Source organism: Brevundimonas sp. KH_058 (genome assembly GCF_057838505.1).
In genome coordinates, this window is record NZ_CM174469.1 from 1,916,266 (window position 1) to 1,938,721 (window position 22,456).

General features: G+C 66.4%; 25 protein-coding genes. 12 read left to right on the forward strand and 13 right to left on the reverse strand.

Going from position 1 to position 22,456, the window contains the following annotated elements; all coding sequences use genetic code 11:
* Positions 1–32: 32 nt before the first annotated feature.
* The 3 genes from AC3ISA_RS09130 to AC3ISA_RS09140 all read right to left on the reverse strand — a co-directional run bounded on the left by AC3ISA_RS09130 (position 33) and on the right by AC3ISA_RS09140 (position 5,292).
* Positions 33–2,786: a TonB-dependent receptor gene (locus tag AC3ISA_RS09130; protein ID WP_489177633.1), complete on the reverse strand. Its 2,754-nt coding sequence runs from the start codon at positions 2,784–2,786 to the stop codon at positions 33–35.
* A gap of 141 nt (positions 2,787–2,927) precedes the next feature.
* Positions 2,928–4,763: a Ca2+-dependent phosphoinositide-specific phospholipase C gene (locus tag AC3ISA_RS09135; RefSeq protein WP_489177634.1), complete on the reverse strand. Its 1,836-nt coding sequence runs from the start codon at positions 4,761–4,763 to the stop codon at positions 2,928–2,930.
* A 154-nt stretch (positions 4,764–4,917) separates the two neighbouring features.
* On the reverse strand, positions 4,918–5,292 hold the full coding sequence (locus tag AC3ISA_RS09140) for a hypothetical protein (protein ID WP_489177635.1): 375 nt from the start codon (positions 5,290–5,292) through the stop codon (positions 4,918–4,920).
* A gap of 217 nt (positions 5,293–5,509) precedes the next feature.
* On the opposite strand from AC3ISA_RS09140, the gene AC3ISA_RS09145 reads away from it, so the two are divergent.
* The 3 genes from AC3ISA_RS09145 to AC3ISA_RS09155 are packed head-to-tail and all read left to right on the forward strand — an operon-like array spanning position 5,510 to position 7,991.
* Positions 5,510–5,857 carry a hypothetical protein gene (locus AC3ISA_RS09145; protein WP_372692725.1) on the forward strand — a complete coding sequence of 116 codons (348 nt, stop codon included), beginning with the start codon at positions 5,510–5,512 and terminating at the stop codon, positions 5,855–5,857.
* Entirely contained in the window at positions 5,857–6,537 is a 681-nt protein-coding gene (locus AC3ISA_RS09150) for a response regulator transcription factor (RefSeq protein ID WP_372692724.1), read from the forward strand. Before AC3ISA_RS09145 ends, AC3ISA_RS09150 begins: the two co-directional genes overlap by 1 nt.
* Positions 6,534–7,991, forward strand: a complete 1,458-nt coding sequence (locus AC3ISA_RS09155) for a sensor histidine kinase (RefSeq protein ID WP_489177636.1) — start codon at positions 6,534–6,536, stop codon at positions 7,989–7,991. Before AC3ISA_RS09150 ends, AC3ISA_RS09155 begins: the two co-directional genes overlap by 4 nt.
* Here the strand turns inward: AC3ISA_RS09155 and AC3ISA_RS09160 are convergent.
* Positions 7,988–8,716 (reverse strand): Crp/Fnr family transcriptional regulator, encoded by a 729-nt coding sequence (locus tag AC3ISA_RS09160; RefSeq protein WP_489177637.1) that lies wholly within the window; start codon positions 8,714–8,716, stop codon positions 7,988–7,990. The genes AC3ISA_RS09155 and AC3ISA_RS09160 overlap by 4 nt on opposite strands.
* A gap of 107 nt (positions 8,717–8,823) precedes the next feature.
* A complete protein-coding gene (locus tag AC3ISA_RS09165; protein ID WP_489177638.1) occupies positions 8,824–9,024 on the reverse strand; it encodes a hypothetical protein in 201 nt (66 codons plus the stop codon).
* Positions 9,025–9,152: 128 nt separating this feature from the next.
* On the opposite strand from AC3ISA_RS09165, the gene AC3ISA_RS09170 reads away from it, so the two are divergent.
* On the forward strand, positions 9,153–10,052 hold the full coding sequence (locus AC3ISA_RS09170; protein WP_489177639.1) for a DUF1206 domain-containing protein: 900 nt from the start codon (positions 9,153–9,155) through the stop codon (positions 10,050–10,052).
* A 68-nt stretch (positions 10,053–10,120) separates the two neighbouring features.
* Positions 10,121–10,786 (forward strand): DsbA family oxidoreductase, encoded by a 666-nt coding sequence (locus tag AC3ISA_RS09175; protein WP_489177640.1) that lies wholly within the window; start codon positions 10,121–10,123, stop codon positions 10,784–10,786.
* 79 nt (positions 10,787–10,865) lie between these two features.
* Here the strand turns inward: AC3ISA_RS09175 and AC3ISA_RS09180 are convergent, their stop codons facing one another.
* The 6 genes from AC3ISA_RS09180 to thiC all read right to left on the reverse strand — a co-directional run bounded on the left by AC3ISA_RS09180 (position 10,866) and on the right by thiC (position 16,424).
* Positions 10,866–11,756 (reverse strand): hypothetical protein, encoded by an 891-nt coding sequence (locus AC3ISA_RS09180; RefSeq protein WP_489177641.1) that lies wholly within the window; start codon positions 11,754–11,756, stop codon positions 10,866–10,868.
* Positions 11,757–12,090: 334 nt separating this feature from the next.
* Positions 12,091–12,267, reverse strand: coding sequence for a hypothetical protein (locus AC3ISA_RS09185; RefSeq protein WP_426020268.1), 177 nt, complete (start codon positions 12,265–12,267; stop codon positions 12,091–12,093).
* Positions 12,264–12,773, reverse strand: a complete 510-nt coding sequence (locus AC3ISA_RS09190) for an ATPase (protein ID WP_489177642.1) — start codon at positions 12,771–12,773, stop codon at positions 12,264–12,266. The genes AC3ISA_RS09185 and AC3ISA_RS09190 overlap by 4 nt, the downstream gene beginning before the upstream one ends.
* Position 12,774: 1 nt before the next feature.
* A complete protein-coding gene (locus AC3ISA_RS09195; protein ID WP_489177643.1) occupies positions 12,775–13,719 on the reverse strand; it encodes a hypothetical protein in 945 nt (314 codons plus the stop codon).
* Between the two features lie 67 nt (positions 13,720–13,786).
* The gene (locus AC3ISA_RS09200) at positions 13,787–14,545 is read right to left on the reverse strand and encodes a hypothetical protein (protein ID WP_489177644.1); all 759 of its coding nucleotides are present in this window, start codon (positions 14,543–14,545) and stop codon (positions 13,787–13,789) included.
* Positions 14,546–14,594: 49 nt separating this feature from the next.
* Entirely contained in the window at positions 14,595–16,424 is a 1,830-nt protein-coding gene (gene thiC, locus AC3ISA_RS09205; RefSeq protein WP_489177645.1) for a phosphomethylpyrimidine synthase ThiC, read from the reverse strand.
* A gap of 465 nt (positions 16,425–16,889) precedes the next feature.
* On the opposite strand from thiC, the gene cuyA reads away from it, so the two are divergent.
* From cuyA to AC3ISA_RS09220, 3 genes are read left to right on the forward strand one after another with little or no spacing between them, the layout of a single operon-like run.
* Positions 16,890–17,888 carry a D-cysteate sulfo-lyase gene (gene cuyA, locus AC3ISA_RS09210; protein WP_489177646.1) on the forward strand — a complete coding sequence of 333 codons (999 nt, stop codon included), beginning with the start codon at positions 16,890–16,892 and terminating at the stop codon, positions 17,886–17,888.
* 14 nt (positions 17,889–17,902) lie between these two features.
* A complete protein-coding gene (locus AC3ISA_RS09215; protein WP_489177647.1) occupies positions 17,903–18,139 on the forward strand; it encodes a DUF3253 domain-containing protein in 237 nt (78 codons plus the stop codon).
* Positions 18,140–18,149: 10 nt separating this feature from the next.
* Entirely contained in the window at positions 18,150–18,290 is a 141-nt protein-coding gene (locus AC3ISA_RS09220) for a hypothetical protein (RefSeq protein WP_489177648.1), read from the forward strand.
* 77 nt (positions 18,291–18,367) lie between these two features.
* Here AC3ISA_RS09220 and AC3ISA_RS09225 read toward each other — a convergent pair whose 3' ends face one another.
* On the reverse strand, positions 18,368–18,685 hold the full coding sequence (locus AC3ISA_RS09225; protein ID WP_489177649.1) for a hypothetical protein: 318 nt from the start codon (positions 18,683–18,685) through the stop codon (positions 18,368–18,370).
* A gap of 132 nt (positions 18,686–18,817) precedes the next feature.
* Positions 18,818–19,108 carry a DUF7684 family protein gene (locus tag AC3ISA_RS09230; RefSeq protein WP_489177650.1) on the reverse strand — a complete coding sequence of 97 codons (291 nt, stop codon included), beginning with the start codon at positions 19,106–19,108 and terminating at the stop codon, positions 18,818–18,820.
* Between the two features lie 330 nt (positions 19,109–19,438).
* On the opposite strand from AC3ISA_RS09230, the gene AC3ISA_RS09235 reads away from it, so the two are divergent.
* The 4 genes from AC3ISA_RS09235 (at position 19,439) to AC3ISA_RS09250 (ending at position 22,330) form a co-directional block, all read left to right on the forward strand.
* Complete coding sequence (locus tag AC3ISA_RS09235) at positions 19,439–19,654, forward strand: hypothetical protein (RefSeq protein WP_489177651.1); 216 nt, start codon at positions 19,439–19,441, stop codon at positions 19,652–19,654.
* A 124-nt stretch (positions 19,655–19,778) separates the two neighbouring features.
* Positions 19,779–20,468, forward strand: a complete 690-nt coding sequence (gene cuyB / locus AC3ISA_RS09240; RefSeq protein WP_489177652.1) for a cysteate racemase — start codon at positions 19,779–19,781, stop codon at positions 20,466–20,468.
* An 81-nt stretch (positions 20,469–20,549) separates the two neighbouring features.
* Complete coding sequence (locus AC3ISA_RS09245) at positions 20,550–21,488, forward strand: nucleoside hydrolase (protein ID WP_489177653.1); 939 nt, start codon at positions 20,550–20,552, stop codon at positions 21,486–21,488.
* Positions 21,485–22,330: a ribokinase gene (locus tag AC3ISA_RS09250; RefSeq protein WP_489177654.1), complete on the forward strand. Its 846-nt coding sequence runs from the start codon at positions 21,485–21,487 to the stop codon at positions 22,328–22,330. The genes AC3ISA_RS09245 and AC3ISA_RS09250 overlap by 4 nt, the downstream gene beginning before the upstream one ends.
* Positions 22,331–22,456: the final 126 nt, after the last annotated feature.

A 22,456-nucleotide genomic window follows, 5' to 3' on the forward strand; every position in this document is an offset into this window, starting at 1 on the left:
AGTCAGGGCAGAGGTTCAGGTCCACGAACGGATCAGAACTCCATCCGCAGGCCCAGATTGATCCGGCGTCCCGACATTTCGTACATCGTGGGGAAGGACGGATCCATCGTGTAGCCCTTGGTCGCCTCGTCGGTGACGTTGATGCCTTCCAGGTTGATCTGGATGGCGTCAGTCACGCGGTAGCTGGCCGACAGATCGACCTGGCCGTAACCCTCGCGCCAGATCGGATACATTTCGTAGCCGATGGCTTCGACGTATTTGTCCTTGAAGTTGTAGGACGCACGCGCCTGGAACCTGGCGTTCTCGTAGAACAGGGTGACGTTGTAGGTGTTGTCGGCCAGGCCGACCGGCGGGGTGGGAATACCCAGTTTCGACGTGCCGGTCAGCGAGCTGTCCAGAACGGTATAGTTGGCGTTGATCCCGAACCCTTCCAGCGGCGCGTAGAACTGGCCGAACGGCACCACGGCGACCAGCTCGACCCCGCTTACCTCATAGGAGCCCGGCTCGTTGATCGGCTGATAGACGTCGAAGGTATAGACGCCGTCGATCGTACCGTTGGCGTTGTATTTGGTCACGTTCGGCACGGTGCCCGTCAGGGCCTGACGCACCACGCCCTCGATTTCCTTCCAGAAGTACGAGACCGCCAGCAGGCCGCCGTCGCCCAGATATTGCTCCAGCCCGACTTCCCACTGTTTGGCGTAGGTCGGCTTCAGGTTGGGGTTGCCGTCGGTGAAGCGGAAGGAGTTGAAGCTGGCCGTGCGCTTGTAGGCCAGGTCGGTCAGGGCCGGGCGGATCAGGGTCTCCGAAGCCGCCGCGCGGAAGATCAGGCTGTCGGTCAGTTCGGCCGTGAGGTTCAGGCTGGGCAGGAGCTTGTCGTAGCCGCCGTCGCTCGAAATGGGCGCAGGCGTGAAGCCGGTCGTGCCATTCGGGTTCTGGATCTGGTGATAGCCCGACGAGGTGATCGAGGTGTCGACATAACGCGCGCCGCCGTTGACCGAGACCGGCACCGGGCCGATGTCGAAGTTCAGGTCCGCCATAGCGTAGAGCGACAGGACTTTTTCCGACACTTCGTAGTAGTCGCCAGGCGTGAACGGCGTGAAGAAACCGTCGTAGCGGAAGGTGCGCCGCGCATAGTCGTTCGACACCTGGCTCCAGTTCAGATCACGAATGCTGAAGGCGCCTCCGGGAACCAGCTCGCCGATCGGCGTCAGTTCGCTTTGCGACATCGGGCGGTTCAGATAGTCGACGCGCCCCGGTCCGGTCCCCTGGATGTTCAGGGCGCCGTACTGACGCTCCTTGGACTTGTCGGTATAGCGCGCGCCGAACTGAACGCTGGTCAGGGCCGGGAAGAAATCCAGGCCGAGATATTTGGTGAAGTCGATCTGGGCGGCGTATTTGTCGTCGGTGATCTGTTCCAGCGTCGTCTCATAGGCTTCGAACAGATAGCTCTGAGGCGAGTTGTACATGTCGATCGAGGCGGGGTTGGCGCTCTTGATCGTTTCGCCGCCATCGGCGGTCCAGCGCGTCCGCGACGGCGCATAGGCGACGTGCTTCAGGTTGGCGTAGTCCAGCGTCTTCTCGGCGCCGGAATAGCCGGCCAGGGCGTGCAGCTTCCAGCTGTCGCCGCTCCAGTTCAGCTCGGTCCCGAACTGGCGATAGTCGGTCTCGTTGATCTGCTCCTTGCTGAGCATCTCGTGCTGGGTGGCGGTATAGGAGACGTCGCGCAGCACGACCATGCCGTACTCAGCCAGGGTGGTCTTGTCGGACTCGTGGATCGTCTCCAGCGTCGAACGGCTGGAGGCCGAATAGGCCGCCGCATCGTACTGGTCTTCGGTGGTCTCGTAGCGACCGATCAGGGCGTCGAACGCCAGGCTGAAGTTGGCCGACGGACGATACTGCAGCGAAAGAGAGCCGCCCCACTGGTCCTGGGTGTTCAGATAGGCGCGGTCGCCCACCTTGTCCTGGAAGATGATCCGGTCGGTCTCGGCGGCGTTCAGACGATTGTTGACGATGACGCCGGCGTCGCGCGCCAAGACGGCCTGGGCCTGGGTTCCTCGTGTGCCGCCGGCGCTGAGGAAACGCGTCAGGGGACGGAAGTTGATGCCTGATTCCGAGTCCGTGCGGTTGGTCCGGCGTGCGGTCGAGAAGGACACCAGCGCGCCCCAGTCGCCCCAGGTGTCGCTGGCCAGGAAGGACAGTTTCGGATCGGTCTTTTCCGAGATGGAGTTGTAGGCGCCCTCTGCGGACGCCACGACGCGACGCCCCTCGTAGTCGAACGGACGCGCGGTCGAGATGTTGATCGAACCGGCGATGCCGCCTTCCTCGTCCGCCGCGCGGGGGGACTTCTGGACCGTGACCTGCTGGATGATTTCAGAGGCGAAGATGTCGAACTCGACATCGCGGCCGCCGCTGCCCGAGGCGGTCGCCAGGCCGTTGATGGAGACGAAGGTGAACTCGCTGGGCAGGCCGCGCACCGACACGCGCTGGCCCAGGCCCCTGTTGCGTTCGATGGTCACGCCGGGGATGCGCTGCAGCGCCTCCGCCAGGTTCTGCTCGGGGAAGTTGGCCACGTCGGTCGCCACGATCGAGTCGGAGAAGCCGACCGTCTTGCGCTTGATGTCGACGGCCTCTTCCAGGCTGCGGCGATAGCTGCCGGTGACGATGATCTCGTCGACCTGGGACACATCAGACTGCGTCGCGACTTGATCGGCCGTTTGCGCGAACGCGGCGAACGGCGAGACGGCCGCGACGACCAGCGCCGTCGTGCCGAGAATTCGGTTCTTCATTTGGACTACCCCCAGAGAGCTTGACGCGTTTCACCCGCGAAACACGTCGACCGGCCCATGGCGTCACGCCGGCCGATCTACCGCCCTCAACGACGGCGTCACCCCGCCCCTCAGCGTGTGACAGCCGATTTCATCCAATGTTCACGGCGCTGTCGCGTTCGACCCCGCAACAGCCTCTGGACGGCCCCAGGCCAGCGCCGCCTGCACCTCCGCGCGCGCCGCCTCCATGTCGCGACGGAAGGTCTCCGAGCGTTGTTCGGCGCCATAGATGACCGCGCCCGACAGGATGCCGGCTTCGGCAGCGCTGTAGCTGTGGGAGCCGCAGATGAAGCGGCTTTCGGCGAACTCACGACCGCGGGCATACAGGGCGTCGGCCCGCTGGGGCGCCAGTTCGGCCAGGATCATGGCGATGTGCATCCCATGCGCCGAATGGCCCGACGGATAGTCGGGATTGCCCGCCAGGTGATTGCTCTTCGCCTCGCAGATCGGCAGTTCAGTGCCGATATAGGGCCGCTTGGTTCCCCAGTATTCCTTGGCCACGCCGACGACTGACCGGTCATCGCCCGATCGGTCCAGCAGGGCCGTCAGCACCGGCGCCTGTTCCGGCGTCAGGCGCACGCCCAGCGCCTGGGCGAAATGGTCGTATTTGTCACCCGTGACATCGGCGGTCGCTACGTCCCAGCGCGCCGTGCCCTGAAGCGCGCGGGTCTCGCGGAACACCTCGGCGTTGGCGCGGTCGCGGGGCGAGCCCGGCTCGGGCGGCGGGGCCAGCACCATCGTCAGGTCCGGCCGATCCCCTGGCGCCAGATAGCCGCGCACGGGCGCGCCCGTGATCATCTCGACCGCCAGCCCGTCGCAGCGCGCCGCAGCCCGCACCGGATTGCACGCCGCCGCCTGGGCGCCCGGCAGTCGCACCTCATAGGTCGGGAAGCGTGGATCGGCCCAATAGTAGTCGGTCGACACATATTGCGCCCCGCTGGCGAAGGCGGCGGTGCGGCGCGCCACGTCGGCAGCCCTGGCCTCGACCGTGTCGGCGTCGGCGCGGGTGCGTACGATGAAGCCCTGGCGCACGGCCGCGCGGATGCGATCCTGCTGGGCCACCGGATCGTTCAGCGTCAGATAGGCGGCGGCGGGGCTGGCCTCGTCGGTGTTGACGAACATCGCCCGGCCCTGAAGCGACGGCCGGCCGGCCGCATAGGCCGCGACCTTTTCCGGGCCTTCGTCCAAGGCGAAGAAGACCTTGCCGCGCGCCTCGCCCACCGTCGGCCATCCGCCTGCCAGCACGCCCTCGCGCAGGGTGGCGTGGTCGCCGCGCACCTGGTCCGGCGTGATCAGGCGACCGGCGTCGAACACCGCGCGAATCTCGGCGTCCAGCGCGTCCCAGGCCGCCGCGTCGAAAGCCATCGGCGACACGCCGCCCGGCATGGAGGCCGCGCCCGTCTTGGCGTTCAGCATGATCAGGATCGGCGCGTGATCGGGATGGGCGGTCGACCAGTCGCGAACCTGCGTCAGACAGGCGACGAAGGTCAGGCAGGAACTGCGAAAATCCACGTCGGGCATATGCAGCACCTTCATCCCGGGCCGCGACATGGCGTCCTGGAAGCGCGCGCTCGTCGGCGCGCTGTGGTCCGCCTGACCCAAAGCCGAGGCCGGACGCGCATAACGCCCGCCCTGGGGATCGTTCAGCACGTCGATCTCCAGCTGACGCGCGCCGGCGTCCAGTTGCTCCGTTAACGGACGATGAGCGTAGTCCAGCCCCATCGCGCGCGGATCGACCGCCGTCATCGCCGCCAGTTCCGCCTCGGGAATGGCCAGTTTGTAGCTGTTGTGGGTGCCGACCGCGGCGATGTCGTTCATCCGCAGCGACCGATCCATCCAGACCCGAGCACAGCCATCCCCGCCCGCCGAGCCCACATCGGCGGCGGCCGGATCGCAGGACGACGCGCCCAGAAGCAGGGCGATGACAAGAGCGCTCATGATCGATCTCCGGGGGGACGCCGCTGGAAATCGCGCGTCCTTCAGACAACGACCGTGAACCACGCTTCCTCAACAGCGGCGTGACAGGCGCCGCGTGAACGCAAAAGGGCGCGACTTTTCGGCCGCGCCCTCAGGGCGTCAACGGGACGGGGCCTCAGCCGCGACGGTGGTCGCGGTCGTTGCGCTCGTTGCGGATCTGGGCCGACAGGCGGTCGAAGCGACGGTCTAGGTCCTGGCGCTCCCAGGCGGTCAGGCCGCCGCGGCGATAGTTGGCTTCCAGGCGCAGCAGGCTGTTGAACTCGCCGCGCAGGCGGGTGGATTCACGACGGCTGATCTGACCATTGCGGACGCCCTGGTCGATGCGGCGGTCCAGGTTGGCCTGACGGGCGTTGATCGACTGCCACGAGCCATAGCCGGCGTGCTGGGCGCCATGATGGGGCGGGGGCGGACGGTTGTAGGACTGGGCGAAGGACGGGGCGGCGACCGAGGCGGCGGCCAGGACGAGGGCGGGGACGATGAGCTTGCGCATAGCGATCTCCTCAAATGTTCTGTCGGTCGGGGTGACCAGCGATGAGGAAAGTTGACCACCCGGCGACTGAGCCGGTTCTGAACAGCGACGATCAGGTTCGGTTCATCGGCATGACAAGGACGACAGGATCGGCGTTCGCCGGTTTGGCGCGAAGGTCGCTTTAAACTATACGACGTATTCAGCGCCCGTTCAGATGATTGGGCCTAGATCGGTCGCCATGTCCCGTAAACCCGCCAGTCTTATCCTCGCTCCCCCGGCCCTGGCCTTGGCTTTGACCCTGGCCTTTGCTCCCGTCATGACGACGCAGGCGCTCGCCCAGTCGCGCGACCCGGATCCTCGCTCGCAGGACCGCGGCCCCCGCGTCAGCCCGGACGAGGCGCGTCGTCGTGGCGGCGAGGCCGGGGGCGGCCGACCGATCGACACCCAGCCGCGCCGCGACGGCAACTATTCCGTCCTGGTCGAGCGCGACGGCCGCGTGCGCGAGGTCGTGGTCGACGGCCGGACCGGCCAGGCCCGTCAGGGCGGCTCGGACGACAACAACAATCAACGTCGCAGGCCCAACTGATGCGCGTGCTTCTGGTCGAGGACGACGCGGACCTGTCGCGTCAGCTGAAGGCGGCGTTGGGCGACGCGGGCTATGCCGTGGATCACGCCCCGGACGGCGAGGAAGCCCATTATCTGGGCCAGAACGAACCCTATGACGTCATCGTCCTGGACCTGGGCCTGCCCAAGATCGACGGGGTGTCGGTGCTGGAACGCTGGCGCCGCGAGGGCAAGGCCACGCCGGTCCTGATCCTGACGGCGCGCGGCGCCTGGTCGGACAAGGTGGCGGGCTTCGACGCCGGCGCCGACGACTATCTGACCAAGCCCTTCCATACCGAGGAGCTGCTGGCGCGCCTCAGGGCGCTTCTGCGCCGGTCGGCCGGCATCGCCTCGGCGACCCTGGCGTGCGGCGGTTTAAGGCTGGATCCACGCGCGGCGCGGGCCAGCGTCAACGGCGAACCCCTGCGCCTGACCTCGCTGGAATACCGGCTGCTGCACTATATGATGATGCACCAGGGGCGGGTCATCAGTCGCACCGAACTGGTCGAACATCTGTACGATCAGGACTTCGACCGCGACTCCAACACCATCGAGGTCTTCATCGGCCGGGTGCGCAAGAAGGTCGGATCGGACCGGATCGAGACCGTGCGCGGCCTCGGCTATCGGCTGACGCCTCTGGCGGGCGAATCCGAAGCGGCGTGACCGGCCAGGCGGCTTCGAACCGACGAGCCAAACGACCCCAGGATTGGGGCCGCTGGTTCGGGCGGCCCGGCCGTTCGCTGACCCGGCGGCTGATCTGGCTGGCCTCGGCCTGGATCCTGGTGGCCCTGGTCGTCGCCGCCCTGGTCCTGACCCAGGCCTTCCAGGAATCGGCGTTGCGGCGTCTGGGGGCCATGCTGAACGAGACCATCGACGAGATCGTGGTCGGCGCCAGCCGCACGCCTCACGGGGGCTTGGCGCCCCAGATCCAGGACGCCCGCACGCTGCGCCTGCTGTCGGGCAAATACTGGCAGATCATGGAGGTGCGGCCGGATGGGCGGCTGGTCAGCCTGGCGCGCTCCAACTCGCTGTGGAGCTATGATCTGACCCTGCCGCCCGACCTGCCCGAACGGCTGAATGCGGCGTTCGGGGACGTCATCACCTTCAACACCACCGGCCCCAAGGGCGACGCCGAGACACGCGAGCCGTTGCGCGTCGCCGCCAGCATGAAGTCCATCCCACGGCACGAACATCCGGTCATCTTCATCGCCGCCATCGACCGATCCGAGGTGGACGCCGACACGCGCCAGTTCGCCCGCGTCACCTTGACGGCGCTGTTGATCCTGGGCCTGGGCCTGGTGTCGGCGGTCTTCATCCAGGTTCGGATCGGCCTGCGCCCCCTGTTCGACCTGCGCGACGAGATCGCCGATGTGCGCAAGGGCAAGTCGGCCCGGATCGGACGATCCTATCCGCTGGAGATCAAGCCCCTGGCCGAACAGGTCAATCGTCTGCTGGACCACAACCAGGAGGTCGTGGACCGCCAGCGCACCCACGTCGGCAACCTGGCCCATGCGCTGAAGACGCCGATCTCCGTCATGCTGGCCGAGGCGGGGACCACCCAGGGCGACCTGCCCGAACTGGTGCGGCGTCAGACCAAGGTCATGCAGGGCCAGGTCGATCACCACCTGCGTCGCGCCCGCGCCGCCGCCCGCGCCGCCCACGGCCTGGGCGAGACCACGCCTGTCGCCGAGGTGCTGGACGAGCTGGCTGTGATGATCGAACAGGTGTTCCGCACCAAGGACGTCGAGATCGACTGGCGTGCGCCCGACAGTCTGTCCTTTCTGGGCGAGCGTCAGGATCTGCAGGAAATCCTGGGCAATCTGATCGAGAACGCCGCGAAGTTCTCCAAACGCCGGGTTCGCATCTCGGCCGGCGGTAACGGCCTGGGGCAGATGGTCCTGGTGGTCGAGGACGACGGCCAGGGTCTTCCCGCCGATCAGCGCGACACGGTCATGCAACGCGGCGCGCGGCTGGACGAGAGTGCGCCGGGCTCGGGCCTGGGCCTGTCGATCGTGGACGACCTGACCCGCGCCTATGGCGGTCGGCTGACGCTGGCGGACAGCGACATGGGCGGGCTGAAGGCCGTGCTGGAACTGCCCGCCGCCCAGGCGGACTAAGGTTGGTCGCCGCCGCGACGGTGGCATTCGCAGGCCGCCCGTTCCAGCGCCGCCCGGTCCAGAACGGTGATCCGGCCGCGCGAATAGGCGATGGCGCCGGCCTTCTGCAGCCCCTGCGCCGCCTCGTTCACCGTGGTCCGCTGCGACCCCAGCATCGACGCCAGATACTCCTGCGTCAGGCTGAGCGTATCGCCCTCGACCCGATCGTGGCAGCGCAGCAGCCATTTGGCGAACCGCTGGCCGGCGTGGTGCAGGGCGTTGCAGGCGGTGGATTGCTCCAACTCGCCCTGAAGCCGCGCCATATAGTCGCCCACGGCGTCGCGCACGCTCGGCCGCTGGGCCGACAGGGCGTCGCGCACGCCCGGCCGCTGGGCCGACAGGGCGCGAAAGCGCGCGGCATCCACCCGCCGCGCCGTGCCGGCGACCTGGGCCACGCTGCGGGTGTGGGCGTGGTGCGGCACGACCGAGGCGACGACGCCCAGCACGCCCTCGCGCCCGATCATCACCGTCTCCACCGTGCGCCCGTCCTCCAGCACCGCCACCGAGGAGCAGAAGCCGCTGTCGATGAAATGCAGGTGTTCGATGGCGTCGTCCGGCTCGTTGAACACATGGCCCAGGGCGAATTCGACGGGGGTGGCGATCGCAACGAGGGCGTCGCGGTCTTCGGGATTCAGGCCGTGGATCAACCGGTTGCCCGGCGGGAGGCTGCGCATGAGTTCGCGCATAAGGCGATCCGTCGGCCTCGTCTGTCGGAACCCGACACAGCGTGGCTGTATCTGGCGATAGTTCTTGGGGAAAAGTTCTGACTTAACTGGGCTGTGTACGCAAGCGGTCAGATTTTAGCCGGCGCCGTCCGCTCGATTCGGGCCACCAGACGTTCCGCCTCATGAACCTCGACCCCGATACAGGAGGCGTGGTCGGCCAGGCGGTTGCGGGCCGCCGCCAATGCGATGTCGTCGTCGGCCCCGTCGAAGAAGTCGAGCAGGGGGCGGCGGTCGGCTTCGTCGAAGAAATGAAACTCGTAGATGCGCAAGCTTGGCTCCTGAGGCTTGACCGTAGCGGCATACGCGGGCCGGCGTCTGTCGGATGTCGACACAGCGCAGGGTCGGGAGCCTTTGCTGTGCGACAGGCGTTAGGCAGCCTCTCGCCGCCGGAGACGCGATGACCGCCGCCAAGACCCTTCGCCACGCCGCCGCCGACCTGGGCCGCGCCTTTCGCCTGCCGCCTCTGGCGACGCTGGTCGAGTGGGCGGCGCGGGTCGGATACGGCGCGCGGGGCTTCGTCTATCTGTCGGCCGGGGCGCTGACCCTGCTGGCGGCGACCGACCGGATCGGCGAGGCGGTGGGGACCAGCGGGGCGGCGGGCTGGCTGGCGGCCCAGCCGTTCGGCAAGGTCTGGCTGGTGCTGCTGGGCCTGGGCCTGTGGGCCTTCGTCGGCTGGCGCGTGCTGCAGGCCGTGTTCGACGCCGACCACGAGGGAACGGACCTCAAGGGCTGGATGACGCGGGCGGGCCAGGCGATCAGCGGCCTGTTCTACGCGCTGCTGGCGTCGGGCGTGTTCGAGTATCTGGACGAGTTCGGCGAGGCGACCAGCGCATCGTCCGCCCAGGCGGAGAGCGTGGCCGAGAACCAGCAGAAGGCGGCCATGCTGCTGGGTTTGCCGTTCGGCGAGGTGCTGCTGATCGGGGCGGGACTGACCGTGCTGGGCGTCGGCATAGGCAACATCGTTCGCGCCTTTCGCGACGACTTCGACGACGCCCTGGCCTGTCCCGAGGGCTTCTGCGGCACGGCGACGGCCCTGGCGCGGACGGGCTATGCGGCGCGGGGGTTCGCCTATCTGCCGCTGGGCGTGTTCGTGGTTCTGGCGGGGCTGCATGCAAGCTCCGGCGACGTCACGACGACGGCGTCAGCGCTGGACGCGCTGGAGGGCCAGCCGGGCGGATCGTGGATCCTGGGGCTGACCGCGGCGGGGCTGATGGCCTTCGGCGCCTTCGCTTTCGTGGAGGCGCGCTGGCGCAGAATCCGGCCGCCCAAAAACCTGGCGCGTGAACTGCTGGGCTAGGCCTTGTCGCCTGACACGGCGTCGCCATATGGTTCGCAACACACGCTGTTCCAGAAGAGGCCGCGCCGATGACCGCTCCGCTCAAGACCCTGAAGATCGACTTCGTCTCCGACGTGGTCTGCCCCTGGTGCGTGGTCGGCCTGGGCGGGCTGGAGACGGCGCTGGACGCCCTCAAGAGCGAGGGGATCGCCGCCGACATCGCCTTCCAGCCGTTCGAGCTGAACCCCCAGATGGCGGCTGAGGGCGAAAACATCGTCGAGCACATCGGCCGCAAATACGGCGCGTCGCCTGAGCAGTCCGCCGCCAACCGGGCCATGATCCGCGAGCGGGCCGGCGAGGTCGGCTTCGACATGCGGATGACCGACGATAGCCGGATCTGGAACACCTTCGACGCTCACCGCCTGCTGCACTGGGCGCACGAGACGGCGCCGGACAAGCAGAAGGCCCTGAAACAGGCGCTGTTCACCGCCCACTTCACCGAGAACAAGAACCTGACCGACGCTGGTGTCCTGACCACCGCCGCCGAGGCCGCAGGGCTGGACCGGGCCGAGGCGGCAGAGGTGCTGGCCTCGGGCCGCTATGCCCAGGCCGTGCGGGCGTCCGAGGAGCTGTGGCGATCGCGCGGCATCACTTCGGTCCCCGCCGTGGTGGTGGAGGGCAAATACCTGATCAGCGGCGGCCAGCCGGCGCAGGCGTTCGAGGACGCCCTGAGGAAGATCGCGTCGGAGGTTTAGCGGGTGAGTAGTGAAGGGTGATTCGTGAGTGGAGTTATTTACGCGGCCGCCTCTTCACTTACGATTCACCCGTCACGCGTCACGGCGAAGCCTGTGGCTCGGTTTCAGACGCTCCCTCCGCAAAAACACCGTCTGAATGGTGCAATTCGTCTGAAATCGGGGACGGCTTCAGGTCGTCCAGCGCATCCACGCGGGCCATCAGGGCGTCGCGGCCGGCATAGTCGCCGGGGGTCAGGGCGGCGGCCTCCAGGGCGATGACCTCAATCTGCCGCGCGACGGCCGTGGCGCGCTCGGCCATGTCGGGTTCTTTCGGTTTGGGTTCGGGCTTCGGGGCAGGCGGCTCCGCCTCGCGCGCCAGGCGGGTCAGATGGGCGTGCAGCCGCACCCAACGCGCCGCCTCCATCGCGCGCCCGGCCTGGACCGCCCGGCCCATCCGCACCAGGGCGTGGGCCGCCATCTCGGCAAAGTCGGGCAGGCCCTGCGCCGTCTCGAACGGCAGGTCGATCGGTTCATCCATAGGCAGGGGAGAGGGATCGTCCTGGTCCTCGCGCCGCCAGCCTTCGTCCCTGGCGCGGGCGCGGAAGGTGCTGACCCCCATGCCGTAACGGGCGCTGACCGCCTCGGCCGTGGCGCCCTCCAGATAGGCCTCGCCCGCCGCCTGCCAGGCCTCTTTCGACAGGCGGCGATAGCCGCGATTCCGGCCCCGGTCGGCGTCGCGCGCGGCGTCGGAGGCCGGGAGGACCGGCGGCCGCAACAGATGCATCGGCAGGCCGTGCGTGCGCCAGAACCGCACCTCGGCCTCGGCCGAGCAGTCCAGATGAAGCGCGTCGCGATACGCCTGTTCCAGACCCGCCGCGCGCAGGACGCGGATCTGATCCAGCCCCTGCTGCGTCGCCGCATCGTAATGCGGGTCTCGCGGCCCATCGAACCCGCCGCCCTCGCCGTCGTCATAGGCCTGATCGTCGTCCATCCCGTCCCCCGGCTGTCGCCCACGCCCGATCCCAGGACGCGCCCCCAGTCTAAGGCCGTCCCGAACCGTGATAGGGTAGAGGCCGTCGATTTCGCGAAAGCCGAGGGATTTCAGAGGGCCGAAGGTCGGCATCGTGTATAGGAAGGCGGTCTTCCTGCCCATTTCTTTCGTCATCCTCCGGCGCGAAGCGACCGGGGGACCCAGCGGCGCCGCAGGCGATCTGTTCACGCAGGATATTGGGCGTCAGCCGCCGCGACAGGGTCCTGCTCGCGCAGGCCGCTGGGTCCCCCGGTCAGCGCCGCGAAGACGCAGCTTGCCGGAGGATGACGAAAGCTTAAGCGCGCTTCTTCTTCGGCGCAGCCGGGGCGTCGGCGGCGGTGACCAGATGCCCCTTCCAGCCGGGCGGCGGCAGGAACTTGCCGGACTTCTCCTCGCGCGTGCCGGTGCGCGCGATCAGGGCGGCGTCGCGCCCAGCCTTCAGGACGGTTTCGGTGTCGAAGATCTTGCTCATCGCGGGCTCATTTCTAGCAGTTCCAGGCCTTCGTCGCTACTCGCATAGACCTCCCACGAGTCCACCAGCGGTTTGTAGACCGTCTCCAGATAGTCGAGGCTGAGCGTGAAGCGGCGGCGTAGCGTGTTTTCGGGAATGCCGTGACCGCCTTGGGCCACGCGGCGCGCCACGCGGGCGACGGAGAAGTCCGCCGAGGGCGGACGCAGATAGATCAGTTCGACCCGGTATCCGGCGGCCTTGAACCGGCGGATGCGCGGGGCGTGGGAGCGGGTGGCCAGGGTCGTCTCCAGCACCACGTCCGCCCGCTCGACGAACAGGGCGTTCAACCGCTCCAGCACCAGCCGCCCAGCCGCCAGATCACGCGCCGCGCCTTCGCCGTTCAGGCCGCGCGCGACCTCGTCCGGGTTCACGAACCGAAACGCCTCCGCCCTCTGACGCAGGAAGCGGTTGATGAAGGTGGTCTTGCCGGCACCGTTCGGCCCGGCGAGGAGGACGAGGGTGGGCATGCTAGGGCTCGGCCGGTCGGGCGATCTCGTCGTCCCAAGCTTGGAGCCGCTCATGAAGGCCATCTATGGCACTCCTAAGCCCAGCAACGACGGCGTCCCACTGATCTTCCGGCACCTGATCATTTTCTGCTTCGGTCGCCAATCTCCGCAAAAGCTGAGCGGCGCCCGATGCTGTGTCGAGCGCCCATAGCGTGCCATCGACAAGAAAATTGCGCTCGGCTAGGCCTTCGCGAACTCGGTCGAGATGGTTCACCGTCATTGAGAGTTCGCTCAAAGCAAGCGATAAGCGATCAGGATCGCGTGCTGCCGCTGAAATCTTTCCCAGCGAGTAGGTGAAATCGAACTTGAGAAGGTCGATCAGCGGACTTTCGCGCTCTGCGGCTCGGAACGACTCTTCTCTGGATATCATTGCGACCTCCACAGCGATCAAGGCCGACGTCAGCCCGAGTTTCATCCGACGAATGTAATCGTGGACATCGATCATGACGACCTCAAACCCATCGTCGTAATAGATGCCACCTTCGAGCCTAAGTCCTTCGGCCGTGCGCATGAGCGACAAAATGCCTGTCGAAGGTCTAATCTTGCCACGTTCACGTCGAGCGGGATGGCCCACCAGCCGATTACGAATATCGCGTATCTTGGCTACATCTGCGTGATCAAGGGCTTTCTTGGGAAGTCCAAGTGCATTTTCCATCTCCGCGACGGCGTCGCCCTGAACGTAAAGCGCTTGCAGAAATCCATAGGCAGCGAGTTTCGCCGCAGCCTCTGTTGCCGGAAGCCCGTTCGAGAGGCTTAGAAGCGCTTCTTCAGTGTCATGAAGCGCGTCCAAACCGCCGGTCAGACGATTGCGTTCTACGCCTCTCCACCGGCGCGGGGAGAAGGAAATGTAGAGGTTGAGATGGTTGTAAATCCGCTCTCGAACTGCGGAGAACGCATCTTGCGTCATTGGTATTTTTTTCTTTACACCGGTCGTGGCGGACGAGATTATGAAAGGGTAAGCTGTAGAGCGTCAGTTAGACGTACTTTCCACTGTCACGTTCTTCTACCAAGGCCTCCAGAACGAAAATCGTTTCTGGATCTGGCTCGCCATTATAAGAGCGAATAATCATGAGAGCTTCGGAGGCGGTGATTTTCACATCAGGCAGGCGCGACGGAATGTTGTTGGCGACACTCTGAAGGGCCAAGGACGCATGATAAAAGATGAAGGGAGCGTCTTCTGAAAAGCGTCGCAACAGCCAGTTCAGATCAGCTTTTTCTGGCTGAATCTGCATCATGGCGACCGCAGCCAGGCGACTGCCAGCAGAGCTAGAGGACGTGTAGACGTTCATGTTATCGGATACCGACGGACCCAACATTCTCATTCGAACGAGCACCTGCGTCATTGCGCGAGTTCTGCTAGCGCTTGGCGGCATGATGCGACGTATGGTGTCATACTCGACGCACAGCTTGTCTAACTGCGACAAAAGGGGTTGTTGCCCAATCTCATGCGCCTCGCCTTTGATTTTTCCTGCAACTATTAGTTCGCTTGGGCTGATACTTCCGCCTTTGTTGGCATCACTTTTGACAGCTTCGTCAGCGACTTTTTCTAGCTCCGCTTCGATCTCGAATATCTTTATGGATTTCATACGGTCGAAAAGGTTGGGCACCTTCTCGATTGCGTGACGAATTTCCTTCTTGAACGTTAGAAGCCCCGCAAGAAGCGCTGCCGGCCAGGCGACTGCAGCGAGCAGGGCGGCAAGAGCTGTCACGAGTTCTGCAATGGATTTGATCATAAGGCCAAGCTAGACCTCCACGCGCACCCTCGCAACTGGTCCGCGAGCGTCACACCTTCACCTCCACCACCCCGCCGCCGGCGCGGAACTTCGCGCTCATCTCCGCCATGCCGGCCTCGGCCTCCGCCAGCGAGCCCCCGGCATCGTTCTGGGCCTGGGCATCGCGGCGGATGTCCTGGCTGATCTTCATGCTGCAGAATTTGGGGCCGCACATGGAGCAGAAGTGGGCGGTCTTGTGGGCCTCCTTGGGCAGGGTGGCGTCGTGGTATTTGCGGGCGGTTTCGGGGTCTAGGCCCAGGTTGAACTGGTCTTCCCAGCGGAACTCGAACCGGGCGCGCGACAGGGCGTCGTCGTGCAGGCGGGCGGCGGGGTGGCCCTTGGCCAGGTCGGCGGCGTGGGCGGCGATCTTGTAGGTGATGACGCCGTCCTTGACGTCCTGACGGTCGGGCAGGCCCAGATGCTCCTTGGGCGTGACGTAGCAGAGCATGGCTGTGCCGAACCAGCCGATCATGGCCGCACCGATGGCGCTGGTGATGTGGTCGTAGCCCGGCGCGATGTCGGTGGTCAGCGGGCCAAGCGTATAGAAGGGCGCCTCGTGGCAGTGTTTCAGCTGCTCATCCATGTTGGCCTTGATCTTGTGCATCGGGACGTGGCCGGGGCCCTCGATCATGACCTGGCAGCCCTTGGCCCAGGCGATCTTGGTCAGTTCGCCCAGGGTGCGCAGCTCGGCGAACTGGGCCTCGTCATTGGCGTCGGCGATGGAGCCGGGGCGCAGGCCGTCGCCCAGGCTGAAGCTGACATCATAGGCGCGCATGATGTCGCAGATGTCCTCGAAATGCTCGTAGAGGAAGCTCTCCCTGTGGTGGCTCAGGCACCATTTGGCCATGATGGAGCCGCCGCGCGAGACGATGCCGGTCACGCGCTTGGCCGTCATCGGCACGAAGGGCAGGCGCACGCCCGCGTGGATGGTGAAATAGTCGACGCCCTGTTCGGCCTGTTCGATCAGGGTGTCGCGGAACACCTCCCACGTCAGATCCTCGGCGACGCCGTTCACCTTCTCCAGCGCCTGATAGATGGGGACGGTGCCGATGGGGACGCTGGAGTTGCGGATGATCCAGTCGCGGATGTTGTGGATGTTGCGGCCGGTCGACAGGTCCATGACGTTGTCGGCGCCCCAGCGGGTGGCCCAGACCAGTTTGTCGACCTCGTCATCGACGCTGGACAGCACCGCCGAGTTGCCGATGTTCGCATTGATCTTCACCAGGAAGTTGCGGCCGATGATCATCGGCTCGACCTCGGGGTGGTTGATGTTGTGCGGGATGATGGCGCGGCCGCGCGCGATCTCTTGCCGGACGAACTCGGGGGTGACGAAGTCGGGGATGGCGGCGCCGAAGTCCTCGCCGTCGCGGATGCAGGGGCTGTTCTGCTCGCGGCGCAGGTTCTCGCGGATGGCGACATATTCCATCTCGGGCGTGATGATGCCGGCCTGGGCGTATTCGTACTGGGTGACGGGGCGGCCCTCGACGCCCTTGAACACCTTGTGGTTGGAGACGTCGAAACGGGGGGCGAGGTTCTTGCCGCTGGCGTGGCCGTTGTCCTCGGGCTTCACTTCGCGCGGGTTGAGGACGGGGGCGATGTCGCCGCGGTCCAGCTGCCACGACGACTTGACCAGGGGCAGGCCCTTCTTGATGTCGATGGCGACCGTCGGGTCGGTGTAGGGGCCGGATGAGTCATAGATGGTCACCGGCGGCTCGTTGGCGCTGGGGTGGACGGCGACCTCGCGGAAGGGGACGCGGATGTCGGGGTAAAGTTCGCCGGCGACATAGACCTTGCGGCTGCCCGCCCGTTCGCCGGTGGGGATGGTGCCGGTCTCGCGCATGACTTCTTTCCTCGCTTCCGCGAGGGGGAGGCTATCGCTCGCGACGCGGTCGCTCTCTACTTGAGCCTCGACGGAGTTCGATTCCGGGGTGACTAGAATGTTCATGGCGGCCTCTGTGCGTTGAGGTCCGCCGACGTCGGGCGAGACGGTCCTGTCGTGAGGACCTGAAGCGTTTCCCATCCCTTCGCCGGCATGACCCGGATCAGGTTCGACGGGTCAGGCGGCTACGCCAATCTCAGCCGCTGGGCGCTTTCAGGCGAAGTGGTCGCCGGTTCGCCGCCCGGAAAGCGCCCACTTAAGTGGCGCGCCTTCGAACCGCTCGCTGGAACCACTCGCTGAAGGCGCGCTGTGCGACCCCCCGGAGAACGAGGATCAGGGTGACGCCGGGTGAGGGCGGCGTCAAGCCGCCTCGCTTGGGCCTGTCATGCAGGCGCGCTATCAAGGCGGCGAACAGGAGCCGACCCCATGCATCTCGCCCGTTTCGCCCGCATCCGCCTGGCCCATCTGCCGACGCCGCTGGAGCCGTTGCCCCGGCTGTCGGAAGAGCTGGGCGTGGATCTGTGGATCAAGCGCGACGACTGCACCGGCCTGGCGGGCGGGGGCAACAAGACCCGCAAGCTGGAGTTCCTGCTGGGCGCGGCGTTCGAGGCGGACGCCGATACGCTGGTGACGCAAGGAGCGGTGCAGTCGAACCATGTGCGCCAGACGGCGGCGGCCGCCGCCGCGCACGGCCTGACCTGCGAGATCATTCTGGAAGAGCGCACGGGGTCGAAGGCGACGGACTATGTCGGCAACGGCAATGTGCTGCTGGACCGGCTGTTCGGGGCGACGATCCGCACCGTGCCGGGCGGGACGGACATGGTCGCCGAGCTGGAGAAGACGGCGCAGGCGGTGCGGGCGCGGGGCGGCAATCCGTATTTGATCCCCGGCGGCGGATCGAACGCTACGGGCGCTTTGGGCTATGTCGACTGCGCGCGCGAGATCGTGGTCCAGGCCGACGAGATGGACCTGGAGGTCCACCGGATCGTGACGGCGACGGGCAGCGCAGGCACCCATGCGGGCCTGGTCGCCGGGCTGGCGGTCATGGGGGCGGACATTCCGGTGCTGGGCATCGGAGTGCGGGCGCCAAGGGAAAAGCAGGAGGCCAACGTCTTCAAACTGGCCGAGGAGACGGCCGCCCTGCTGGGCCATCCGGGACGGGTGAAGCGCGAGCAGGTGGTGGCCGACTGCGACTATGTGGGCGAGGGCTATGGCCTGATCGACCAGGGGGTGATCGACGCCCTGACCCTGGCGGCGCGTCTGGACGGAATCGTGCTGGACCCTGTCTATTCCGGCAAGGCGATGAAGGGGCTGATCGCCCTGGCGCGGGCGGGTCGGTTCCGGGGCGAGACGGTGGTCTTCCTGCATACGGGCGGGGCGCAGGGGTTGTTCGGCTACCAGAGCGAGATCGAGGGCGCGCTGTAGGGGCAGCGCGCCGGGTGGACGCGCGCGAGGCGATCTTGGCGCTGCTCGACGCCCGCGCGCACGACGCGACCGTCTGCCCCAGCGAAATGGCGCGGGCGGTGACCGCGACGGGCGGGGAATGGCGTGAGGCGATGCCGGAGGTTCATGCGGCGGTCGATCAGATGGTGAGCGACGGGCTGGTGCGACTGAGCTGGAAGGAACGCAGGCTGGCGGTCAGGGCGGGGCCGTATCGGATCGGGCGCGGCGGATAGGAGAGACGCTATGACCAGAACCGATTGGCTTCAGTTTCTGTCCTACTACACGTGGGTCGGCGTTCTGTTTCTCGTGTCCGAGCTGGTCGTCGTGGTCTTCACTGTCCTTGTCGAAAGGCGTCGCACCCGGCGACGGAAGGATCGCCAATGAGCTCCATCAAATGATGCAGCGGCGTGGGGTCCGCTTTTGGGCCAAGCGCTAACTTCGCAAACCGACCCGTGGCGGACCTACGGCCTCAGCCAGACCTCGAACTCCGTGTCGTCCGCCACCTGTAGCTCAGCGTAATGCTCGAACGTCCAAGTAATGCTCTTCGACGCGATAATGCTACGCTCCTCGCCCGCGTCTTCAAGATCGTCGAGGTGGACATAGAAGCTGAACTCAGAACGGGGAATGCGTCCGTTCTCACCAGTCGCCTCAACCACCGACACGGGCAAGCCTTGTTCTTTCGCGGCTTTGAGCAGTGTTGTCATCTCAGAGAAAGACAGGCGACCTGATCCCTTTGCGGTGAGCGCGCATGTCAAAACGGCATCGAGGTGCAATGTCATGGACAATCCTCGCAGCAACAACTTCCGCTTACCACCCCTGGCGGACGACGGCGACGACTGCTTTCCGGCCTGGAGGCCAACATCCGCTTTCGGCGGCGAAGCCAAAGACCGCACACGACCCATTGCGGACGTTCAGATGCGAACGACGCTTGTTGGGCCATCGGCATTGACCGACCACATGCTTGCGAACTCAGTCGCTTCCTCAAGCGTCTCACCGGGGTGGCTGGATGTAGTTATGAACCGACTGTCGTCCGTCCCATCGCCAACGATCAGCCAATCGATCTCATCTTCGATCTGTTCACAGCCCTCACCAACGACGGCGATCAGAGACACGTCGTCGGCGATGCACTGCTCGACAAAAGCGGGAAGTAGCGCCTCATCTGAAAGCGGCAACTCCAGAACGATCTTGGGTTCAGTTGGCATTGGCAGACGGTACGAAAAGCGCCAGCCGCTTTCTACCCTTAAGCGAACTTCGATACACGACCCATGACGGACCGTCGCAAGATCAGATAGAAAAAGCTCGTGAGCGCCGAAAGACAGCAACGCATATTGGACCTTCGTCAGAAGAAGCTCCGCTCAACGCGCCTGCCAGCGCTCGTCGCAGCCTGGGCCGCTCTTGGCACTCGCATTTCGCCACTTTCGGATGAGCGACAACGGGAAATAGTCCATTGCTTGCGAGCCGCTGGACCATTCACCCTCAAGCCGATGCCTACGATCGATAGGGCGCTAATACCCTTCGCTGAACAATTCGAAATGGTCGTTGTCGTAGCGTGGGACGCGAACGAACACCCCGCAGCCCTCATATCGACAGAGGCTCTCGTGCGCTCCGCGGCGAAACTCAGCAGCATCTATCGTGATGGGTTTTGGCTGGCGGACCCGACGCTCGGTAAGGCGTTGGTCGTGAGCTTCGAAGACGACCGGGCTGAGGTCGAGATTGCTACTTTGGAACTTCCCTACGCGCAGGTGTGAACCTGAACCAATGTCCGCTTCCCACCCATGGCGGATCCTGGGACTGTCCGCTAAGCGCAACTTCGTTCAGGCGAGATGTCGTCTTGCTGCGTCGAAACGCCGAAGCTTCATCTGGAATAGCGACATGAGCAAGATTCTGGGCGTCATCGGGGGTATGGGGCCGGCGGCGACGGTGGCGTTTCTGGAGCGGGTGCAGGCGTTGACGCCGGCCCAAGGGGATGCGGATCACATAAGGGTTCTGATGGATCTGAACCCGCAGGTGCCGGATCGGAACACGTGGCCGGGCGAGGCGGAGGTGGTGCTGGGTCGGATGGCGGCGCGGCTGGCGGCGGCGGGGGCGCAAGTGATCGCCATGCCGTGCAACACGGCTCATGCCCAGGCGGCGGGAATCCGAGCGGTGTGCGAGGCGGAGGGGTTGAGCTTCATCGACATGATCGCGGCGACGGCGGATGCGGCGGTCGCGGCCCATGACCTAAATGACGGTGTGCAGCGGATCGGGGTGCTGGCGACGCCGGGGGGCGAGCGGCTTTATCAGGCGGCGTTGGCGTCGCGCGGGGTCGAGGCGGTGCTGCTGGACGGCGCGGATCGCGAGGCCTTCATGGCGCTGGTCTATGGGGTCAAGCGCGGCGATGTGGGCGAGGCGGCGCGGGCGGGGATGTTGCGGCTGGCGGGCGTGCTGGCGGATGCGGGTGCGCAGGCCTTGATCGCGGGGTGTACGGAGGTGCCGTTGCTGCTGCGGGCGGAGGATGCGCCGGTGAGACTGACGGATTCGGCCGAGGTGCTGGCGCGGGCGTGCGTGGGGGCGTGTCTCTGACCTCCGATCTCATCCGTCGGGGGTGTTGACGAAAGCCGAACGGGGCTTGCTACCCGGCGTTTGGGGCGTCAAACGAAGCGGGTGTCCATTCAGTCCCTTATCATCGATTGCGACCCCGGCGTGGATGACGCCGTGGCGTTGTTCCTGGCCTTTGCGGCGCCTCAACTGAACCTGCTGGCGGTCACCACGGTGGGGGGCAATGTTCCCGGCGCCCTGACCCAGCGCAATGCGCGGATCGTGCGCCAGATCGCCGGGCGCGAGGACGTGCCGGTGCATGGCGGGGCCGAGCGTCCGCTGAAGCGGCCGCCGGCGGGGGCGGGGGCGTTCCACGGACCCGAGGGGCTGGGCGATCTGGAGCCGTTCCAGCCGTCGGGCATCGTCGGCGACGGCCCGGCCGCCAACGCCATCGTCGACCTGGTCATGAGCCGGCCGCAGGGTTCGGTCGCCGTCGCCGTCATGGGGCCGATGACCAATCTGGCGCTGGCGATGCGGCGCGAACGGCGGCTGGCCGACTGGCTGGGGCCGGTCGTGGTCATGGGCGGCGCGCGGTCGGAGGGGGGCAACATCACGCCGTCGGCCGAGTTCAACATCTGGGCCGACCCGGATGCGGCGGCGGTGGTGTTCGGATCGGGGTGCGAGGTGATCGCCCTGGGGCTGGACGCGACCCATCAGGTGCGCGCGACCGAGGACCGGATCGCCGCCATCGAAGCCATCGACAGCGAGCCGGCGCGGACGACGGCGGCGATGCTGCGGTTCTCGCAGCGGGTCGAGCGCGAGGTGGTCGGTTGGGATTCCGCCCCGCTGCATGATCCCTGCACCGTGGCCTGGCTGATGCGGCCCGACCTGTTCGAGACGCGGGCGTGCCGTATCGAGGTCGAGACCACATCGGAACTGACGCGCGGCCATACGGCGGTGGAGTTCCGGATCGATCCGGCGACGGCGCGGCATCGCTGGGCCGTGTCTGCGGATGGGCAGGGGGTGTTCGACCTGATCGTGGAGACGCTGAGGGCTGCCGCATGAGGATCACCGTCGTCGGCTCGATCAACCTGGACCTGGCAGCCACCGCGCCGCATTTGCCGGCGCCGGGCGAGACGGTGACGGGGGCGACCCTGGCGCGCCACCCCGGCGGCAAGGGCGCGAACCAGGCGCTGGCGGCGGAGAAGCTGGGGGCCGAGGTCTGCCTGATCGGACGGGTCGGCGACGACGCCATGTCGGGCGAGGCCCTGGCACTGATGGCGAACATGGGCGTCGATCTGTCGGGGGTGGAGACGGACGTGGCGGCGCCGACTGGGGTCGCCCTGATCGCCGTCGATCCCGGCGGCGAGAACCAGATCGTGGTGGCGGCGGGGGCCAATCACATGGTCACGCCCGAACAGCTGCCGCAGCGCATCGAGGGCGCGCTGATCGTTCAGCTGGAGCTGCCGATCGAGACGGTGGAGGCGGCGGTGGGCCGGGCGACGGGGTTCGTCTGCGCCAATCTGGCGCCCGCCGCGCCGGTGTCGGAAATGCTGCTGGGCCGCTGCGACCTGATCGTGGTCAACGAGATCGAGGCCGCCTACTATGGCGACAGCCTGCACCGGGGTGGCGGCCGGGTGGTGGTGACCAAGGGCGCCAAGGGTGCGGCCATGTACCAGCGCGGCGTCGAAATGGCCTGGGCGACCCCGCCCGCGGTCGAGGCGGTCGACGCGACGGGGGCCGGCGACGCCTTCGTGGCCGCCATCGTCGTGGCGTTGCTGGAAGGGATGGATCCAGCCGAGGCGTTAAAGTTCGCCTGTGCGGCCGGGGCGTTGGCGGCGACGCGCGCGGGGGCTCAGCCGTCTGCGCCCGAGCGGGATGAGGTCGAGGCGCTGCTGGCCGAGTGAAGTCCTTCAGGAACACAACCTGTCATTGACGAAATCCCTTCGCGTTGCGAGTGTGCGGGCGGGGGAGTGCGAATGTATTCAAACGCGAGGCGCGTCTGCGCCGTTTTGCTGGTTCTGGCCGCTAGC

Bases quoted from the DNA above. Each gene is read 5' to 3' on its own strand.
- cuyA (WP_489177646.1), top strand. From the start codon at position 16,890: ATGCATCTCGCCCGTTTCGCCCGCATCCGCCTGGCCCATCTGCCGACG.
- AC3ISA_RS09195 (WP_489177643.1), bottom strand. From the start codon at position 13,719: ATGACGCAAGATGCGTTCTCCGCAGTTCGAGAGCGGATTTACAACCAT.
- AC3ISA_RS09160 (WP_489177637.1), bottom strand. From the start codon at position 8,716: ATGCGCGAACTCATGCGCAGCCTCCCGCCGGGCAACCGGTTGATCCAC.
- AC3ISA_RS09170 (WP_489177639.1), top strand. From the start codon at position 9,153: ATGACCGCCGCCAAGACCCTTCGCCACGCCGCCGCCGACCTGGGCCGC.
- AC3ISA_RS09130 (WP_489177633.1), bottom strand. From the start codon at position 2,786: ATGAAGAACCGAATTCTCGGCACGACGGCGCTGGTCGTCGCGGCCGTC.
- AC3ISA_RS09200 (WP_489177644.1), bottom strand. From the start codon at position 14,545: ATGATCAAATCCATTGCAGAACTCGTGACAGCTCTTGCCGCCCTGCTC.
- AC3ISA_RS09135 (WP_489177634.1), bottom strand. From the start codon at position 4,763: ATGAGCGCTCTTGTCATCGCCCTGCTTCTGGGCGCGTCGTCCTGCGAT.
- AC3ISA_RS09235 (WP_489177651.1), top strand. From the start codon at position 19,439: ATGGTCGTTGTCGTAGCGTGGGACGCGAACGAACACCCCGCAGCCCTC.
- AC3ISA_RS09230 (WP_489177650.1), bottom strand. From the start codon at position 19,108: ATGCCAACTGAACCCAAGATCGTTCTGGAGTTGCCGCTTTCAGATGAG.
- AC3ISA_RS09175 (WP_489177640.1), top strand. From the start codon at position 10,121: ATGACCGCTCCGCTCAAGACCCTGAAGATCGACTTCGTCTCCGACGTG.
- AC3ISA_RS09150 (WP_372692724.1), top strand. From the start codon at position 5,857: ATGCGCGTGCTTCTGGTCGAGGACGACGCGGACCTGTCGCGTCAGCTG.
- cuyB (WP_489177652.1), top strand. From the start codon at position 19,779: ATGAGCAAGATTCTGGGCGTCATCGGGGGTATGGGGCCGGCGGCGACG.
- AC3ISA_RS09145 (WP_372692725.1), top strand. From the start codon at position 5,510: ATGTCCCGTAAACCCGCCAGTCTTATCCTCGCTCCCCCGGCCCTGGCC.
- AC3ISA_RS09140 (WP_489177635.1), bottom strand. From the start codon at position 5,292: ATGCGCAAGCTCATCGTCCCCGCCCTCGTCCTGGCCGCCGCCTCGGTC.
- AC3ISA_RS09185 (WP_426020268.1), bottom strand. From the start codon at position 12,267: ATGAGCAAGATCTTCGACACCGAAACCGTCCTGAAGGCTGGGCGCGAC.
- AC3ISA_RS09220 (WP_489177648.1), top strand. From the start codon at position 18,150: ATGACCAGAACCGATTGGCTTCAGTTTCTGTCCTACTACACGTGGGTC.
- AC3ISA_RS09190 (WP_489177642.1), bottom strand. From the start codon at position 12,773: ATGCCCACCCTCGTCCTCCTCGCCGGGCCGAACGGTGCCGGCAAGACC.
- AC3ISA_RS09225 (WP_489177649.1), bottom strand. From the start codon at position 18,685: ATGACATTGCACCTCGATGCCGTTTTGACATGCGCGCTCACCGCAAAG.
- AC3ISA_RS09180 (WP_489177641.1), bottom strand. From the start codon at position 11,756: ATGGACGACGATCAGGCCTATGACGACGGCGAGGGCGGCGGGTTCGAT.
- thiC (WP_489177645.1), bottom strand. From the start codon at position 16,424: ATGCGCGAGACCGGCACCATCCCCACCGGCGAACGGGCGGGCAGCCGC.
- AC3ISA_RS09250 (WP_489177654.1), top strand. From the start codon at position 21,485: ATGAGGATCACCGTCGTCGGCTCGATCAACCTGGACCTGGCAGCCACC.